12 protein-coding genes are annotated in these 16,617 nt (G+C 59.9%); 8 read left to right on the top strand and 4 right to left on the bottom strand.

Going from position 1 to position 16,617, the window contains the following annotated elements:
- Window positions 1-9: 9 nt before the first annotated feature.
- Window positions 10-966 carry an alpha/beta fold hydrolase gene (locus BM267_RS10200; RefSeq protein ID WP_074779809.1) on the top strand — a complete coding sequence of 319 codons (957 nt, stop codon included), beginning with the start codon at window positions 10-12 and terminating at the stop codon, window positions 964-966.
- Between the two features lie 57 nt (window positions 967-1,023).
- Here BM267_RS10200 and BM267_RS10195 read toward each other — a convergent pair whose 3' ends face one another.
- Both BM267_RS10195 and BM267_RS10190 read right to left on the bottom strand, forming a co-directional pair.
- Entirely contained in the window at window positions 1,024-2,178 is a 1,155-nt protein-coding gene (locus tag BM267_RS10195; protein WP_074779807.1) for an acyl-CoA dehydrogenase family protein, read from the bottom strand.
- Between the two features lie 63 nt (window positions 2,179-2,241).
- Window positions 2,242-3,123: an IclR family transcriptional regulator gene (locus tag BM267_RS10190; RefSeq protein ID WP_074779805.1), complete on the bottom strand. Its 882-nt coding sequence runs from the start codon at window positions 3,121-3,123 to the stop codon at window positions 2,242-2,244.
- Between the two features lie 372 nt (window positions 3,124-3,495).
- Here BM267_RS10190 and BM267_RS10185 point away from each other — a divergent pair, with 372 nt between their 5' ends.
- Window positions 3,496-4,728: a CaiB/BaiF CoA transferase family protein gene (locus BM267_RS10185; RefSeq protein ID WP_074779803.1), complete on the top strand. Its 1,233-nt coding sequence runs from the start codon at window positions 3,496-3,498 to the stop codon at window positions 4,726-4,728.
- A 50-nt stretch (window positions 4,729-4,778) separates the two neighbouring features.
- Here BM267_RS10185 and BM267_RS10180 read toward each other — a convergent pair whose 3' ends face one another.
- Window positions 4,779-5,270, bottom strand: coding sequence for an Lrp/AsnC ligand binding domain-containing protein (locus tag BM267_RS10180; RefSeq protein ID WP_036992276.1), 492 nt, complete (start codon window positions 5,268-5,270; stop codon window positions 4,779-4,781).
- Between the two features lie 140 nt (window positions 5,271-5,410).
- Here BM267_RS10180 and BM267_RS10175 point away from each other — a divergent pair, with 140 nt between their 5' ends.
- Genes BM267_RS10175 through BM267_RS10165 form a run of 3 tightly spaced genes read left to right on the top strand, consistent with a single transcriptional unit; the run spans window position 5,411 to window position 8,192 of the window.
- A complete protein-coding gene (locus BM267_RS10175) occupies window positions 5,411-6,709 on the top strand; it encodes a D-amino acid dehydrogenase (protein ID WP_036992586.1) in 1,299 nt (432 codons plus the stop codon).
- On the top strand, window positions 6,684-7,061 hold the full coding sequence (locus tag BM267_RS10170) for a RidA family protein (RefSeq protein ID WP_036992274.1): 378 nt from the start codon (window positions 6,684-6,686) through the stop codon (window positions 7,059-7,061). The genes BM267_RS10175 and BM267_RS10170 overlap by 26 nt, the downstream gene beginning before the upstream one ends.
- A gap of 24 nt (window positions 7,062-7,085) precedes the next feature.
- Window positions 7,086-8,192 carry a YkvI family membrane protein gene (locus BM267_RS10165; RefSeq protein ID WP_074779801.1) on the top strand — a complete coding sequence of 369 codons (1,107 nt, stop codon included), beginning with the start codon at window positions 7,086-7,088 and terminating at the stop codon, window positions 8,190-8,192.
- Between the two features lie 68 nt (window positions 8,193-8,260).
- Here BM267_RS10165 and BM267_RS10160 read toward each other — a convergent pair whose 3' ends face one another.
- On the bottom strand, window positions 8,261-8,728 hold the full coding sequence (locus tag BM267_RS10160; protein ID WP_074779799.1) for a MaoC/PaaZ C-terminal domain-containing protein: 468 nt from the start codon (window positions 8,726-8,728) through the stop codon (window positions 8,261-8,263).
- Between the two features lie 167 nt (window positions 8,729-8,895).
- Here BM267_RS10160 and BM267_RS10155 point away from each other — a divergent pair, with 167 nt between their 5' ends.
- From BM267_RS10155 to hrpA, 3 genes are all read left to right on the top strand, one after another.
- A complete protein-coding gene (locus BM267_RS10155; protein WP_074779797.1) occupies window positions 8,896-10,581 on the top strand; it encodes a long-chain-fatty-acid--CoA ligase in 1,686 nt (561 codons plus the stop codon).
- A 309-nt stretch (window positions 10,582-10,890) separates the two neighbouring features.
- Window positions 10,891-12,579, top strand: a complete 1,689-nt coding sequence (gene fadD1, locus BM267_RS10150) for a long-chain-fatty-acid--CoA ligase FadD1 (RefSeq protein WP_074779795.1) — start codon at window positions 10,891-10,893, stop codon at window positions 12,577-12,579.
- Between the two features lie 108 nt (window positions 12,580-12,687).
- Entirely contained in the window at window positions 12,688-16,581 is a 3,894-nt protein-coding gene (gene hrpA / locus BM267_RS10145; RefSeq protein ID WP_074779793.1) for an ATP-dependent RNA helicase HrpA, read from the top strand.
- Window positions 16,582-16,617 lie beyond the last annotated feature (36 nt).

The following is a 16,617-nucleotide window of genomic DNA, read 5'->3' as shown; positions in this document are numbered from 1 at the left end:
GAAACGCACATGGGTTATCTGTTGATTGCGTTGTTCTGTCTGGTGGTGCTGGTCGCGGCCGGGCTGTTTATTTTCACTGTCATGACTGCCCGCCGGGTGGAGCTGGGCTTGCCTGCGGAAGGGCGCTTCACCACCATCATGGGCAACCGTATCCACTATATCGAGCAGGGTCATGGCGCGCAGACCCTGTTATTGGTGCATGGCCTGAGCGGAGTATCGCAGAACTTCTCCTACCGGATGCTTGGCGAGCTGGCCAGGGATTACCGGGTAGTGGCGATCGATCGGCCCGGCAGTGGCTATTCAGAACGGCCGGATCATGCCTCTGCGTCTGTGGTGGTCCAGGCGGATGTGATAGCAGGGTTAATCGATGCGCTTAAACTGGATAAGCCCCTGCTGGTCGGCCACTCGCTGGGCGGAGCGGTGTGCCTGGCCACAGCGCTGCGCCATCCGCAGAAGCTACGCGGGTTGGCGCTGATCGCGCCGCTGACCCATATGCCTCCCGGTGGCCCCTCGTCAGCTTTTGCTGCATTGGCCATTCGTCAATCCTGGCTGCGCAAGCTGTTCGCCTGGACATTGATGGTGCCCATGGCTATCCGTCGGCGTAAGCAGGTGCTGGATATCGTATTCGGGCCGGAGGCGGTACCTGCAGATTTTCCGATCAGGGGAGGCGGGGCGCTGGGGCTGCGACCCAGCCATTTCGTGGCGGCGTCACGGGATCTGGTGGCGCTGGAGGAAGTGCTGCCGCAGATGCAGCAGCGGTATACCGATCTGCAGTTGCCGATCCGGATTCTGTATGGACGTGACGACCGGATTCTTGATCCGCAGGAGCAAGGCCAAGCCATGGTCGAGCGGCTGCCAAGTGTGGAGCTGGAGTTGATTGATGGTGGGCATATGCTGCCGCTGACCCAGCCGGATCTCACCACCGATTTTGTGCGGCGGAGCCTGCAGGCAGCGCCACTCGCTTGACTCTGCAGGCATAAAAAAACCGGAGCTTGGCTCCGGTTTGAATCGCTATAGGGCTACTCAGCCCTGGACGTCACGAATCATGTTGCGGGCGATAATGACCTGCTGGATCTGCGTCGTGCCTTCATACAGACGGAACAGGCGCACATCGCGGTAGAACCGCTCGATGGCGTATTCGCTGATGTAGCCGGCGCCACCGTGGATCTGCACGCCGCGGTCGGCGACCCGGCCGCACATTTCGGTGGAGAACATCTTGGCGCAGGAAGCTTCGGTACTGATGTTCCGCCCCTCGTCACGCTTGCGAGCGGCGTCCAGCACCATGCAGCGGGCGGCATAGATGTCGGCCTTGCTGTCGGCGAGCATACCCTGGATCAACTGGAAGTCGGCAATGCGCTGACCAAACTGCTTGCGTTCGACGGCGTACTGCAGCGAATCGGCAAGCATCCGCTCGGCGGCGCCGACAGCCAGTGCGGCGATGTGCAGGCGGCCCTTGTCGAGTACCTTCATGGCGGTCTTGAAGCCGACGCCTTCCTTGCCGCCGATCAGATTGGCTGCCGGCACCCGTACGTTCTCGAAGATCACATCGGCAGTATGGGCGCCTTTCTGGCCCATCTTCTGGTCCGGTTTACCGATGGTCAGACCCGGCGTGCCCCGCTCGACGATAAAGGAGCTGATGCCGCCGGCGCCCTTGATCTCGGGATTGGTGCGGGCCATGACGGTGAAGATACCGGCATGCGGGGCGTTGGTGATGAAGCGTTTGGTGCCATTGATCACGTAGTCATCACCGTCGCGCACGGCAGCGGTCTTCAGTGAGGCGGCGTCGGAACCGGAATCGGGCTCGGTCAGGCAGAAGGAACTGAGGTACTCACCGGCGGCCAGCTTTGGCAGATAATGGGCTTTCTGCTCTTCGGTACCATCCAGCAGGATGCCGATGGAGCCGATGCCATTGTTGGTGCCGATGTAGGAACGGAACGCGGGAGAGGTGCGACCCAGTTCGAAGGCGATATTCACTTCTTCTTCCATGGTCACGCCCAGCCCGTTGTATTCCTCGGGAATGGTCAGACCGAACAAGCCCATGTCCTTCATCTGTTGGACGATATCCGCGGGAATGCTGTCGGTCTCGGCGACTTCATGTTCCCGGGGAATCAATTCCTGATTGACGAATTGATGGATGGAATCCAGCAGAATCTGCAGTGTTTCCGGATCACGAATCATATGCTCTCCTCAGTAGCCTGCCCGGCAGGCTGGTTATCCAGAGATCCGTCACCCGGAGCTACGTCAGCGGGTGGCAGCCTCTATGTTGTTTACCATGTTCACCAGACGCGGTCCGATGTCCTCCTCGAGCTTCTCTCGAGGCAGGTGAAAGCTCGGGCCGCCGCAGTTGAAAGCCAGCAGGCCGTGTTGCGCATGGATCATGGGGACGGCCACGGAATTGATGTCCCGCTGCCATTCGCCAATCGACATGCAATAGCCGAAATCCGCGTAATCCCTGAACGCGCGCTCCAGCCCTTTGCGGATCATCGGCCAGTCGTCCTGGTGCGTGGCCCGCAGGTGATCGAGAATGAATTCCCGCTCGTTTTCCGGCATTGCTGCCAGACACGCCCGACCCATCGAGGTCAGGTGCATCGGCAGATAGGTACCTATGTGCCGGCGCGTACTCATGTTGGCCTTGCCGTAGGCCACATCCAGATAAACCATCTGTAGCCGGTCTCTGGCTGCCATTGCCACCGACGCCTGCGCATAAGCGGCCATTCCTTCCATCAGCGGATGGGAGGAGGCGCGCACCGACAGGTTCGACAGCAGCGCATAACCAATGCCCATCACGCCCACATCCAACTGGTACTTGCCTGTCTGCACTTGCCGCTTCAGACAGCCAAGCCGGGTCAACGTATGCGTCAGCCGCGTGACCGTTGCCTTGGGCAAACCGGTTTTCGTGGCCAGATCCTGATTGCCCAGCAGCGTTTCCCGCGGGGTAAAGCACCGCAGGATCTCAACTCCACGCGCCAAGGCCGTGACGAAATGGCGGTCCTTGGGCGCCTCGTCAAAGGCGCTCAACGGATCGAGCATCTGTGCATCGAAGGCGTCTGCATCTGAAGCCTGTTCATTCAAATTGCTTGTCGGCGGATTGTGACTGGCACGCATGTTATCTCCAGCTTTCATGAAATATCAACAAAACAAAATCAAATACTGCACAGTGAAACACGAGTTCGTCAGAAAAGCAGGTAAATATACCGGCGCTCGGGGCTATAGCCTTGCGAGAGGGGTCTGCTGCTTTACTCAGCTTGCCGGCGAAACTATGATTATCGCGGAATACGGAATTTTATACTGCATAGCGAAACTCCATTCAATGATCTGCTTCGGGCCGGCTTCGAGCCCTGTTGCACGGAACTGTGAGCCAGCCGTCGCTGCGCAGTGTTAGAGTCTGGTCAAACAGAATGATCAAACCGCAGTACTTCAGGGGTGCGGTGCGCGCCCATACTGCGGAATTCGTTGGGAACGAAGTCGCTGGCTTCATGGCAACAGGAAAACTGAATGGGTGCGCTGACTGGAATACGGGTATTGGATCTGAGCCGGGTGCTGGCTGGGCCATGGTGTGGTCAGATTCTGGCCGATCTCGGAGCTGAGGTAATCAAGGTCGAGCGGCCCGGATGCGGTGATGATACCCGTGGCTGGGGCCCGCCCTGGATGAAGGACAGCACTGGGGAATGGACGGCCGAAGCCTCCTATTACCAATCAGCCAACCGGGGCAAACGGTCGGTTGCGATTGACCTGGCCAGTGCCGAAGGCCAGGAGCTGGTACGGGCGCTGGTGGCCGATTGCGACGTGCTGATCGAGAACTACAAGGCCGGCTCGCTCAAGAAATATGGGCTGGATTACGCGACCCTCGCGCAGATCAATCCGCGTCTGGTGTACTGCTCCATCACCGGCTTCGGTCAGACCGGGCCGCGGACTGCAGAGCCGGGCTACGATTTCATCATCCAGGGCCTGGGTGGGTTGATGAGCATCACCGGTGAGCGCGACGATCTGCCCGGTGGTGGGCCGCAGAAGACCGGGGTGGCTTTCTCTGACCTGATGACCGGGCTGTACTCTACCATTGCCATCCAGGCGGCATTGATCAACCGGGAAAAGACCGGGCGCGGCCAGCATTGCGATATGGCATTGCTGGATGTACAGGTAGCGACCCTGGCCAACCAGAGCATGAATTACCTGGCCTCGGGCAAGGTGCCGGGGCGCTATGGCAATGCACACGCCAATATCGTGCCTTATCAGGTCTTTCGCGCGGCCGACCGGGACTTCATCATCGCCTGTGGCAATGACTCCCAGTTCGTGGCTCTGTGTGATGCCATCGGTCTGCCAGAACTGCCGGCGGACCCCCGCTTTATCCGTAATGCGGACCGGGTTCGCAACCGGGAGCAGGTGGTGGATATTCTGGCGGCCCATTTTCTCGGCGGCATGGCCGATGAATGGGTAGCGAAGATCCATGCGGTCAAGGTACCGGTGGGGGCCATCAACAATATTGCCCAGGCGCTGGAGGAGCCGCAGGTCCAGGCTCGTGACATGCTGGTCAACATGCCTCATCCGCTCAATCCGGACTTCACCATGGTGGGCAGCCCGATCAAGCTGTCCGAGACGCCGGTGGAATATCAGCGGCCGGCGCCGATGCTGGGGCAGGATACCGAAGCGGTATTGCGTGAGCGCCTGGGATTGAGCGCCGAGCAGTTGGCGGGGCTGAAGGCGCTGGGCATTATCGAGCAGTCGCCCTGAACAATCCCGCCTGTCAGTCTTTACACAGGTCGCTGCGATGAGGCAGCGGCCTACTGTTCCGGCACTGGCAGTGCCAGCGATTCCTTCACTTCTTCCATGACGATGTAGCTTTTCGACTCGCGCACGTGCGGCAGTTTCAACAGGATGTCGCCAAGCAGTTTGCGGTAGGACGCCATCTCGTTGATGCGAGCCTTGATCAGGTAGTCGAAATCGCCCGAGACCAGGTGGCATTCCAGAACGTGGGGCAGTTTGAGTACCGCACGGCGGAACTCCTCGAAGATGTCGCCGGATTTGTAGGACAGATTTATCTCCACGAAGACCAGCAAACCTGCTTCCAGATGGGCGGGATTCAGGCGGGCGCTGTAGCCCATGATCACGCCTTCGCGTTCCAGCCGGCGGACCCGTTCGGTGCAGGGCGTGGTGGACAGACCCACGCGCTCACCCAGTTCGGTAAAGGCGAGACGGCCTTCTTCCTGCAGTTCTCTTAGGATCTGGCGATCGATGCGATCGAGTTCTCGCTGGGCACGATGTTTGGTTCTCATTGGGGGATCTGACTAGACCTTTGGCTAATTGAACGAAAATTAACGCCAAATATAGCGGATTAAATAGTGAATTCAACTGTTGTGGCTCTCCTATAATCCCGGTCACTGCGATAAGCCCGGTAGAGGCGAGGAGTTTCATGATGCGTATTCTGATTCTTGGTAGTGGTGTTGTAGGCACCACCAGTGCTTATTATCTTGCCAGGGAAGGGTTCGAAGTGACCGTGATCGACCGCCAGTCTGGCGTGGCGGAAGAGACCAGTCACGCCAACGCCGGGCAGATCTCCCCCGGTTACGCATCGCCCTGGGCCGCACCGGGTGTGCCCTTGAAGGCTATTAAATGGATGTTGCAGAAGCATGCGCCGCTGAGCATCAAGCCGACCGGTGATATCAATCAGTATCTGTTCATGGCGCGCATGCTGCGCAACTGCACTGCCGCGCGTTACGCCGTGAACAAGGAGCGCATGGTCCGCTTGTCCGAATACAGTCGTGACTGCATGGACGAGCTGCGCGCCGAAACCGGCATTCAATACGAAGGGCGTCAGCGCGGCACCACTCAATTGTTCCGAACCCAGGCCCAGCTTGATAGCGCGGCCAAGGACATCGCGGTACTTGAACAGATGGGAGTGCCCTACGAACTGCTGGATCGCAACACCCTGGCCTCGGCTGAGCCAGCGCTGGCCAAAGTGGCACATAAGCTGAGCGGCGGCCTGCGCCTGCCCAATGATCAGACCGGCGATTGCCTGATGTTTACCCGCCGCATTGCCGAAATGGCGCGCGAACTGGGCGTGGAGTTCCGCTTCAACCAGAACATCGAACGTCTGGATTACGCCGGTGATCGCCTCAATGGCGTTTGGGTCGATGGCAAGCTGGAAACCGCCGATAGCTATGTCATGGCGCTGGGCAGCTACAGTCCGCACATGCTGGCCCCTCTGGGAATCACTGCGCCGATCTACCCGCTCAAGGGGTACTCGATCACCGTGCCGGTCACCAATTCGGACATGGCTCCGGTATCCACCATGTTGGACGAGACCTATAAGGTGGCCATTACCCGTTTCGATAACCGCATCCGCGTCGGTGGCATGGCGGAAATTCGCGGCTACGATCTGAAGATTGACCCACGCAAAGGGCAAACCCTGAAAATGATCGTCGAGGATCTGTTCCCCGAAGGCGCGGATACTTCGACCATCGACCTGTGGACCGGCCTGCGCCCGGCGACGCCCGATGGCACGCCGATCATCGGCAAAACCCGCTATCGCAATTTATTCCTGAATACCGGTCATGGCACCCTGGGCTGGACCATGTCCTGCGGCTCGGCGCGCCTGCTGGCTGATATGATGGCGAAAAAGCCTTCGGCGATCAGCACTGCCGGATTCGACATATCGCGCTACGGCGATAACAAAGAGGTTGACCAACATGCACATCCAGCGACTGCACACTGACAACCGGATGAGCCAGATCGTCATCCACCATGGCACCGTCTATCTGGCGGGTCAGGTTGGCGAGAGCATGGACGCAGGTATCGAACAGCAAACGCAGGAGACCCTGCAGGAAATAGAAAAGCTGCTCGCCGAGGCGGGCAGTGACAAACAGCATATCCTTTCGGTAACTATCTACCTGAAGGATATCGCTCGTGATTTCGCCGGCATGAATGCCGTGTGGGATCGCTGGCTGCCTGAGGGCGTCGCCCCCGTGCGAGCCACTGTAGAGGCCGGAATGTGCGAATCGGATATTCTGGTCGAAATGTCAGTAGTTGCCGCACTGCCTGAAATAACGCGGCCCGACAACCTATAAATCTAACAAGTTGAGATAAGTAAGATGAACAAAAACTCTTGGCAAATTGCCTTGGCGTACATGTCCGTGGTTATCGGTGGCGGCTTTGCCTCCGGTAACGAAGTGCTGCAATTCTTCACCGGTTACGGTATTGCCGGGGTTGCAGGATCGGTTGTATCAGCCGTGCTTTTTGCCTTCCTGGGCATGCAGATCGCCCGCATCAGCTCCATCATGCAGGCCGGATCGCATAAGCAGGTGCTCTACATCATTTTCGGCAAGCAAGCGGGTTTTGTCGTCGATCTTATTCTGTCGTTCTTTCTGTACGGCGTGGGTGTGGTCATGCTCGCTGGCGCGGGCTCGACCCTCGCCCAGCAGTTTGGTCTGGACCCGCTGGTGGGTTCCGTCCTGATGACCGTGCTGGTGATCGGCACCCTGTGTCTGAACGTCAAGGGCATCATCAACCTGATCAGTGCGGTTATGCCGTTCCTGTTGATTCTGGTTCTGGCGATCATGGTCTACTCCATTGTCACCAGCACCGGTTCTACCGAAGAGCTGAACCAGGCGGCAACTGAAGTACCGGTCATCACCTTCCTTGGCGCTGAAGTATCGCACTGGGCCTTGAGTGGCTTGCTCTACGCATCCTTCAATATCGCCGTGGGCTTTCCCATGCTGGCAGTCATCGGCGGCCTGACCAAATCGCCGAGAGCGGCTGGGCGCGGTGGTGTGGTAGGAGGTTTGGGGTTGGGCTTTCTGATCATCCTGTTGAGCATCGGCCTGTTTGCCAACCTGGACAAGCTGCAGGGTATCGAGATCCCCACACTGATGCTGGCGCAGAATATTCATCCATGGCTGGCGGTGCTCCTGTCCCTGGCGCTGGTCGCCATGATCTACAGTACGGCGGTCGGGATGTTCTTTGCCTTCAGCGCCCGTTTTGCTGCTCCAGAAACCAAGCGCTTCAAAGTCTTGAGTGCCATCTTCACGGTGGTCGGGCTGGGCTTGAGCCAGGTCGGCTTCACCAAGCTGGTGGGTACCGTCTATCCGATGCTGGGTGTGGTTGGGCTGGTGTTGATCATCGCCATCGCGGCGAGCTGGATTCGCACCCGCAAGCGTTCCACCGAAGAGCTGGCCAAGGAGGCCCAGAGCCGAATCTGACGATCTCGGTTCATGAACAAGGCCGCCGTCCGCTCAGCTGATGGCGGCCTTGTCGTTTGTAGAGCAGATCAGTAGCTGACCTCGGGCAACTGGGTGCGCTCCAGACGCACTTTCTCGGTGGGCGCCATCACGGTTGCCGCGCCGTCCACCACCTTCTTGCCATCCTGATTGATCACGCGGGTGGCAATCTTCAGCCGGTTCTTCGGCAGCTTTTCCAGTACTTCCAATTCAATGCGGATCTCATCATCAAGACGTACCGGCCGCAGGAAGTTCAACTCCTGGCCTATATAGATAGTGCCCGGCCCGGGCAGCTCGCAGGCGATCGCGGCGGAGATGAGCGCGCCCGACAGCATGCCGTGGGCGATGCGGCCCTTGAACGGGGTGGTCTCGGCAAACTGCTGGTCGAGATGCACCGGATTCACATCTCCCGAAACAGTGGCAAACAGAATCAGGTCCCGTTCGCTGACGATATGGCTGACACTGGCGGTGTCGCCTACACGGACTTCATCGTAGGTGCGGTTTTCTAGCATGGACATGGAAAAACTCCGATAGTGTCTGGGTTGACATGCAACCGTATTCAGACAATTGATGAAACAGAACGCGGTTTTGTGTTTTTTGCTATTGCTGGTAATTTTGGCTTGGATAATAACAGCGCAGGTGCCTGGCCTGACAGTCAGCGCCCCAACGGGAGAGAAGGATTAAAATGGAAGCATCATTCTGGAATGACAAACGCCCACCGGGGGTGGCTCACGATATTGATCTGAGTCAGTTCAATTCAATCATCGAAGTATTCGAATCGTCCTGCGCGCAGCATGCCGACACGCCGGCCTTCACCAACATGGGGGTAACCCTGAGCTACGGTGAGCTGGAACGCCAATCCGCAGCCTTCGCCAGCTACATCCAGAACTATACCGACCTCAAACCCGGCGACCGTATCGCCATTCAGATGCCCAACGTGTTGCAGTTTCCCATCGCCGTCTTCGGCGCCATGCGCGCTGGGCTGGTGGTGGTCAATACCAACCCGCTGTACACCGCCCGGGAAATGCGCCATCAGTTCACCGACTCCGGTGCGCGTGCGTTGATCTACATGAACCTGTTCGGCCACCTGGTGCAGGAAGTGCTGCCTGATACCGAGATCAAGTACCTGTTCGAGGCGCGCATGGGCGATATGCTGCCGCCGGTCAAGGGGCTGCTGATCAATGCCGCGGTCAAGCATGTGAAGAAAATGGTGCCGACCTATCGTCTGCCACAGGCGGTGTCATTCAAGAAGGCGCTGGCTCGTTGCCAGAACCTGTCGCCCATGCCGGTCACCCGCACGCTGGATGATATTGCCGTACTGCAATACACCGGCGGCACCACCGGGGTGGCCAAGGGCGCCATGCTGACCCATGGCAACCTGGTGGCCAACATGTTGCAGGTGCATGCCAACCTGCAGCAGCTGGGCCAGGACGGCCAGCGGTTGCTGCCCGACGGCGGTGAGGTAATCATCGCGCCCCTGCCGCTGTACCACATCTTCGCGTTTACCGTGAATTGCATGTGCATGATGCTGGCCGGGCACCACAACGTGCTTATCACCAATCCGCGTGATATCCCGGGCTTCATCAAGGAATTGAAGAAGTGGCAGTTTTCTTCGATCGTCGGGCTGAATACGCTGTTCGTCGCGCTGATGGAGCATCCGGAGTTCGACGAGCTGGATTTCACCCGACTCAAGAGCACCACCTCCGGCGGCACCGCATTGGTCAAGGCGACGGCCGAGCGCTGGCAGAGCAGAACCGGCAGCGGTATCGGTGAAGGCTATGGCTTGACCGAGTGTTCACCGGTGGTCTGCTCCAGTCCCGGGGATGGCCTGGCGAGACTGGGCACCGTGGGTTTGCCGGTACCCGGCACGGCGGTGAAGGTGATTGATGAAAATGGCGTCGAGCTGCCGTTGGGTGAGCGCGGCGAGTTATGCGTCAAGGGGCCACAAGTGATGAAAGGCTACTGGCAGCGCGACGAAGCCACTGCCGAGGCGATGGATGCCGATGGCTGGTTCAAGACCGGTGATGTTGCCGTGATCGATGAGGACGGCTTCGTCAGCATCGTGGACCGGATCAAGGACCTGGTGATTGTGTCCGGTTTCAACGTCTACCCCAACGAGATTGAAGATGTAGTCTCGGCTCACCCCAAGGTGGCCAGCGCAGCGGTGATCGGAGTACCGGACGAGAAGTCGGGCGAGGCAGTGAAGCTGTTTGTCGTGCCCTCGGTCGCTGATCTGACGGTGGAGGAGCTGAAAGCCTATTGCCGCTCCAATTTCACCGGCTACAAGGTACCCAAGCATTATGAGATCCGCGACTCGCTGCCCATGAGTCCGGTTGGCAAGATCCTGCGTCGGGAATTGCGCGACCAGTAACTTTCCATTGATTGTCGAATACAAAAACCGGCTGACTGATCAGTCGGTTTTTGTCCTTCTCGTCCCGCTTTTCTCCGTCACTTCGGATCACTTCCGCGCTATGGCCTGAGCCCAAAAAAGCTGTTAGGCTGCAGCCACTTTTCGACCGGAATGGATGAAATATTCACAAAAGGTCGAAACCTGATTCTGCCTGATAGTAGGGGCTCACCGCACCATCCCGGACTGGCTAGGCCAGCCGAGGCCAGAGCTTCGATAACCAAAATACAATAGCAGCGGTAATTGCAACCGGACGCATTACAGGGGGTATTCATGCACGCGAGTTTTTGGACCGACAAGTATCCGGAGGGCATTCCCACCGAGATCAATCCTGATCAATACCCCAATGTTCTGGCGGTCCTCAAGGATTCATGCGAGCGTTTCGCCGACAGGCCAGCCTTTACCAACCTCGGCAAGACCATTACCTGGGGCGAAATGTATCACCTGTCAGGTGAGTTTGCTGCCTACCTGCAGACCCATGCCGGTCTGCAGCCGGGCGACCGTATCGCCGTACAGCTGCCGAACGTGTTGCAGTACCCCATCGTCGTGTTCGGTGCCATGCGCGCCGGCTATGTAGTGGTCAACACCAATCCGCTGTACACCGCCCGGGAAATGGAACACCAGTTCAACGATTCCGGTGCCAAGGCGCTGGTCTGCCTGGCCAACATGGCGCACCTGGCGGAGGAAGTGGTGCCGAAGACTGGCGTCAAACACGTCATCGTGACCGAGGTCGGCGACATGCTGCCGCCGCTCAAGCGGGTGCTGGTCAACGCGGTGGTCAAGCATGTGAAGAAGATGGTTCCTGCCTGGTCCATTCCCGGCTCGGTGCCTTTCACCAAGGCCATGAAGGTCGGTGCCAAGGCCGACTTCCGTGAAGCCAATCCCAGCGCTGAAGATACCGCTGTGCTGCAATACACCGGCGGCACCACCGGCGTGGCCAAAGGGGCCATGCTGACGCATCGCAACCTGCTGGCCAATATGCTGCAGTGCAAGGTGATGATGCCGGAGAACATGAAAGAGGGCGAAGAGGTCATCATCTGTCCGCTGCCGCTCTATCACATCTACGCTTTCACCTTCCATTGCATGTCGGTCATGCTGCTGGGAGGGCAGAACGTTCTGATTACCAACCCGCGGGATATCCCGGCGACCGTCAAGGAAATGAAGCAGTACCGCTTCAGCGCCTTTGTTGGTCTTAACACCCTGTTTGCCGCCCTGTGCAACAACGAGCAGTTCCGTCAACTGGACTTCAGCGGCATGAAGCTGACCCTGTCCGGCGGCATGGCCCTGCAACAGGCTACCGCCGAGCGCTGGCACAAGGTGACGGGTTGTGAGGTGTCCGAAGGCTACGGCATGACTGAAACCAGTCCGGTGGTCTCGGTCAACCCGACCCATGCCACGCAACTGGGCACCATCGGTATCCCGGTCCCTTCGACTCTGTGCAAGGTGATTGATGACGATGGTCAGGAGCTGCCGGTGGGTGAGCGCGGCGAGTTGTGCGTCAAGGGCCCGCAAGTGATGAAGGGCTATTGGCAGCGGCAGGAGGCTACCGATGAAGTGCTTAGCGCGGACGGCTGGTTGCAGACCGGTGATATCGCCATCATCCAGGAAGACGGCTACATGCGCATCGTCGACCGCAAGAAGGATATGATCGTGGTGTCCGGCTTCAACGTCTATCCCAACGAGTTGGAAGATGTGATGGCGGCGATCCCGGGTGTACTGCAATGCGCAGCCATCGGCGTTCCCAGCGACAAGTCCGGCGAGGCGATCAAGGTGTTCGTGGTCAGGGAGCCGGGTGCGCAGCTGACCGCCGAACAGGTCAAGACTCACATGCGCGACAAGCTGACCGCTTACAAGGTGCCCAAGGACGTGGAGTTCCGCGACAGCCTGCCGACTACCAACGTTGGCAAGATCCTGCGCCGCGAGCTGCGTGACGAGGAACTGAAGAAACTCGGCGCAGCATAACGCCCGATTCTTTGCGACAATAAGCCCCGCCCGGGTCCTCCGGGCGGGGCTTTTTCGTGCTGCCGCCTGAATTGCCCCGCATGACGTACCTTTGACAGACAGGAAAGCATGACCGATCTCGATACCCTTGCCGCCAATCTCGACCACGCCATGTCCGCTGAGCGCCCCCGACTGCAACGCCAGTTGCAGAGCCTGGGCAAGCAACCGGAACCCGCACGGCTGGAGCGGTGGCTGGAGCAGCTGAAAACCTCCTGCGCCAAGGTGACGGCACGGCGTGAGAGTGTACCCACGGTACGCTATGACGACAGCCTGCCGATTGCCGCCAAGCGTGACGAGATCAAACGCGCCATCATGGGCAGCCAGGTCGTGGTGATCGCCGGGGAGACTGGTTCGGGCAAGACCACCCAGTTACCGAAAATCTGCCTGGAACTGGGGCGGGGCGCCCGTGGCCTGATTGGCCATACCCAGCCGCGGCGCCTGGCAGCGCGCAGTGTTGCCAGCCGGGTGGCCGAGGAGCTGGGTACGCCCCTGGGCGAGCTGGTCGGTTTCCAGGTGCGCTTCACTGACCAGAGCAATGAGCGCACCCTGGTCAAATTGATGACCGACGGCATCCTGCTTGCCGAAACCCAGAATGACCGCCTGCTGTCACGCTATGACACCCTGATCATCGACGAGGCCCACGAGCGCAGTCTGAATATCGACTTTCTGCTCGGTTACCTGAAAACCATTCTGCCGCTGCGGCCGGACCTCAAGGTCATCATCACCTCGGCCACTATCGACCTGGAGCGCTTTTCCGCCCATTTCAACGATGCGCCCATCATTGAAGTGTCGGGCCGCACCTTCCCGGTGGATGTCTGGTATCGGCCGTTGTCGGCGGAGGTGGACGAGGAGGGCAATCGTGTCGAGGAAGACCTGAGCATCGATCAGGGTATCCTCGCGGCGCTGCGCGAACTGGACGCCCATGAGCGGGCTACCGGCAAGCCGCCGGGGGATGCGCTGGTCTTTCTGCCCGGCGAGCGGGAGATCCGCGATACCGCCGACTTCCTGCGCAAGGCCAATCTGAAGCATACCGAGATCTTGCCGCTGTACGCCCGGTTGTCAGTGGCAGAGCAGCAGAAGATCTTTGCCAGCCATGCCGGGCGCCGGGTGATTCTGTCAACCAACGTGGCCGAGACCTCGCTGACGGTGCCGGGCATCGTCTACGTGATTGACCCTGGTGAGGTGCGGATCAGTCGTTACAGTCCACGCTCCAAGGTGCAACGGCTGCCGATCGAGCCGGTGTCCCAGGCCAGCGCCAATCAGCGCAAGGGGCGTTGTGGCCGCGTGGCGCCGGGTATCTGCGTGCGCCTGTATGACGAGGCGGATTTCCTTGGGCGCCCTGAATTCACCGACCCGGAAATCCTGCGGACCAACCTGGCGGCGGTGATTCTGCAGATGCTGCATCTGCGCCTGGGCCGGATCGAAGACTTTCCTTTCATCGAGCCGCCGGACGGTCGTGCCATCAGCGACGGCTTCAACCTGTTGCAGGAGCTGGGCGCGGTCGAGCGAGACGGCAGTATCACCGAGGTGGGCCGCCAGTTGGCGCGACTGCCGGTGGACCCACGTATCGGCCGCATGCTGATCGAAGCCGCAGTGCTGGGCAGCTTGCAGGAGGTACTGATCATCGCCAGTGCGCTGGCCGTGCAAGACCCGCGGGAGCGGCCGATCGAGCGCCAACAGGCGGCAGATCAGGCCCATGCCCAATGGCGCGATGATCAGTCCGACTTTGCCGCCTTCGTCAACCTGTGGCGCGGTTTCGAGGAGCAGCGGCAGGACCTGTCGCAGAACCAGTTGCGTAGCTGGTGCCGGCGACAGTTCCTCAATTACCTGCGGATGCGGGAATGGCGGGAAACCCACCGTCAGCTGTTGCTCACCTGCCGGGACCTGGGCCTGCAGAGTAATCCCGAGCCAGCCGGTTATAACCCGGTGCACAAGGCGCTGCTGGCCGGTCTGCTGAGCCACCTGGGTAACAAGACCGAGGAGGGGGATTATCTCGGCGCACGGCAGCGTCGGTTCATGCTGCATCCATCCTCGGCCCTGGCGAAAAAGCGCCCGGCCTGGGTGATGGTCGCGGAGCTGACCGAAACCCGGCGGCTCTATGGCCGGCTGGTCGCCAAGATCGATCCCTTGTGGGTGGAGCCTCTGGCCGGTCACCTGACCAAGACCAGCCACAGCGAGCCCCATTGGGAAAAGAAGCGCGGCCAGGTAGTGGCTTTCGAGCAGGTCACGCTCTACGGGCTGATCATTGTGCCGCGGCGCAAGGTTCATTTTGGCCCCATCGACCCGGTGGTGTCCCGCGAACTGTTCATTCGTCATGCGCTGGTGGAAGGGCAATGGCATGGGCGCGCCGCCTTCAACCGTGCCAATCAGGCCTTGTTGGAGGAGCTGGATGCGCTGGAGGCCAAGGCGCGCAAGCGTGACATTCTGGTCGATGATGAGACCCTGTATCGGTTCTTCGATCAGCGAGTCCCGGAGGATATATATCAACTGGCCAGCTTTGAGCGCTGGGTCAAGCGCACCAGCCAGGATCAGCCAAAACTGCTGCACATGACCCGTGAGGACCTCCTGCAGCGTGAGGCCAACGAGGTCAGCGCGGAGCAGTATCCGGATACCCTGCGCTGGCAACGGGTCGCGTTGCCGCTCAGCTATCATTTCGAGCCGGGCCATCCTGCTGACGGTGTCACCCTGAAGGTGCCCATGGCCCTGCTGCGGCAGTTGCCTGAGGAGCGGCTGGAATGGCTGGTGCCCGGCCTGTTGTATGACAAATGCGTGGCGCTGGTACGCGGCCTGCCCAAGGCGCTGCGCAAGAATTTCGTGCCGGTGCCCGATTTTGTCCGGGCGGCACTGGAGCGAATGCCCTTCGGCGAGGGCAAGTTGACTCAAGCCCTGGGCCGGGAGCTCACGCGGATGACCGGCGTACGTCTGGACGAGGAAGCCTGGGCCGACATCAGTCTTGAAGAACATCTGTTGATGCGCATTGAGGTAGTGGATGCCGAAGGCAAGGAAATCGCCTCGGGCCGAGACTACAGTGCGCTGTGCAGCCAGTTGAGCGGGCGCTTGGCGGATCGTCAGGCGTCGGTCGAGGCGGCACCTGCGGCGCAGACCAGCGTGCCGGCCGGTCAGGCCGAGTTACCTCTGAAAGTCAGCCGCCGGCAGGCTGGTATCGACGTGGACTTCTGGCCGGCCTGGGCAGAGCAGGGCGATGGGGTGACCGAGCAACTGTTCGATAATCCGGCCCAGGCGGAACAGGCCCATCGCCTCGGGGTGCAGCGGTTGCTGTTGCAGGCTCTGTCCGAGCAGGCCAAATTCCTGCGTCAGAAGCTGGGCGCGCTCAAGGAAGCGGCGATCTATTACCGTGACTTCGGCAATCAGCAACAACTGACTGAAGATGTGCTGCTGGCGGCAGTGGATCGGGCCTGTCTGCCTGCGGGCGAACCCTTGCCGCGCAGCCCGGCGCAGCTGCAGGCGCGGGTCGAGGCGGGCAGGGCGGAGTTCGTGCCCACTGCGGAGAAACTCGCGGCGCAGGTACTGAGCATTCTCAAGGCCTGGCATGCGGTACAGAAGCGCCTCAAGGGCAAGATCGACCTGGCCCGGGCTATCGCCATGAATGATATCCGCGAACAGCTGGGGCAGCTGGTATTCAAAGGCTTCGTGCGCGCCGTGCCGGCGCAGTGGCTGGGGCAGTATCCGCGCTACTTCACAGCTATTGAACAGCGGCTGGACAAACTGCCCGGACAGGTGCAGCGTGATCGGGTCTGGACTGACGAGATCCAGCAGTTCAGCGAGCAGCACCGCACCCGGGTCGAGCGCTACCGGCTGGAAGGCCGACAGGATGAGCGTCTGGAGCAGTGGCGCTGGATGCTGGAAGAATACCGGGTATCGTTGTTTGCCCAACAGTTGGGGACCAAAGTACCCGTATCGGAGAAGCGCCTGAAGAAACTCTGGCATGAGATCACCGGCTGAATGGGCGCCACCGGTAGACCATGGACATAGTCGAGA

Origin of the sequence: Halopseudomonas bauzanensis (assembly GCF_900114735.1) — a bacterium.
Classification (GTDB): Bacteria; Pseudomonadota; Gammaproteobacteria; order Pseudomonadales; family Pseudomonadaceae; genus Halopseudomonas; species Halopseudomonas bauzanensis.
This window is presented reverse-complemented; position numbering and strand designations above follow the sequence as displayed.

Bases quoted from the DNA above. Each gene is read 5' to 3' on its own strand.
- BM267_RS10185 (WP_074779803.1), top strand. From the start codon at position 3,496: ATGGGTGCGCTGACTGGAATACGGGTATTGGATCTGAGCCGGGTGCTG.
- BM267_RS10160 (WP_074779799.1), bottom strand. From the start codon at position 8,728: ATGTCCATGCTAGAAAACCGCACCTACGATGAAGTCCGTGTAGGCGAC.
- BM267_RS10155 (WP_074779797.1), top strand. From the start codon at position 8,896: ATGGAAGCATCATTCTGGAATGACAAACGCCCACCGGGGGTGGCTCAC.
- fadD1 (WP_074779795.1), top strand. From the start codon at position 10,891: ATGCACGCGAGTTTTTGGACCGACAAGTATCCGGAGGGCATTCCCACC.
- BM267_RS10175 (WP_036992586.1), top strand. From the start codon at position 5,411: ATGCGTATTCTGATTCTTGGTAGTGGTGTTGTAGGCACCACCAGTGCT.
- BM267_RS10195 (WP_074779807.1), bottom strand. From the start codon at position 2,178: ATGATTCGTGATCCGGAAACACTGCAGATTCTGCTGGATTCCATCCAT.
- hrpA (WP_074779793.1), top strand. From the start codon at position 12,688: ATGACCGATCTCGATACCCTTGCCGCCAATCTCGACCACGCCATGTCC.
- BM267_RS10180 (WP_036992276.1), bottom strand. From the start codon at position 5,270: ATGAGAACCAAACATCGTGCCCAGCGAGAACTCGATCGCATCGATCGC.
- BM267_RS10190 (WP_074779805.1), bottom strand. From the start codon at position 3,123: ATGAAAGCTGGAGATAACATGCGTGCCAGTCACAATCCGCCGACAAGC.
- BM267_RS10200 (WP_074779809.1), top strand. From the start codon at position 10: ATGGGTTATCTGTTGATTGCGTTGTTCTGTCTGGTGGTGCTGGTCGCG.
- BM267_RS10170 (WP_036992274.1), top strand. From the start codon at position 6,684: ATGCACATCCAGCGACTGCACACTGACAACCGGATGAGCCAGATCGTC.
- BM267_RS10165 (WP_074779801.1), top strand. From the start codon at position 7,086: ATGAACAAAAACTCTTGGCAAATTGCCTTGGCGTACATGTCCGTGGTT.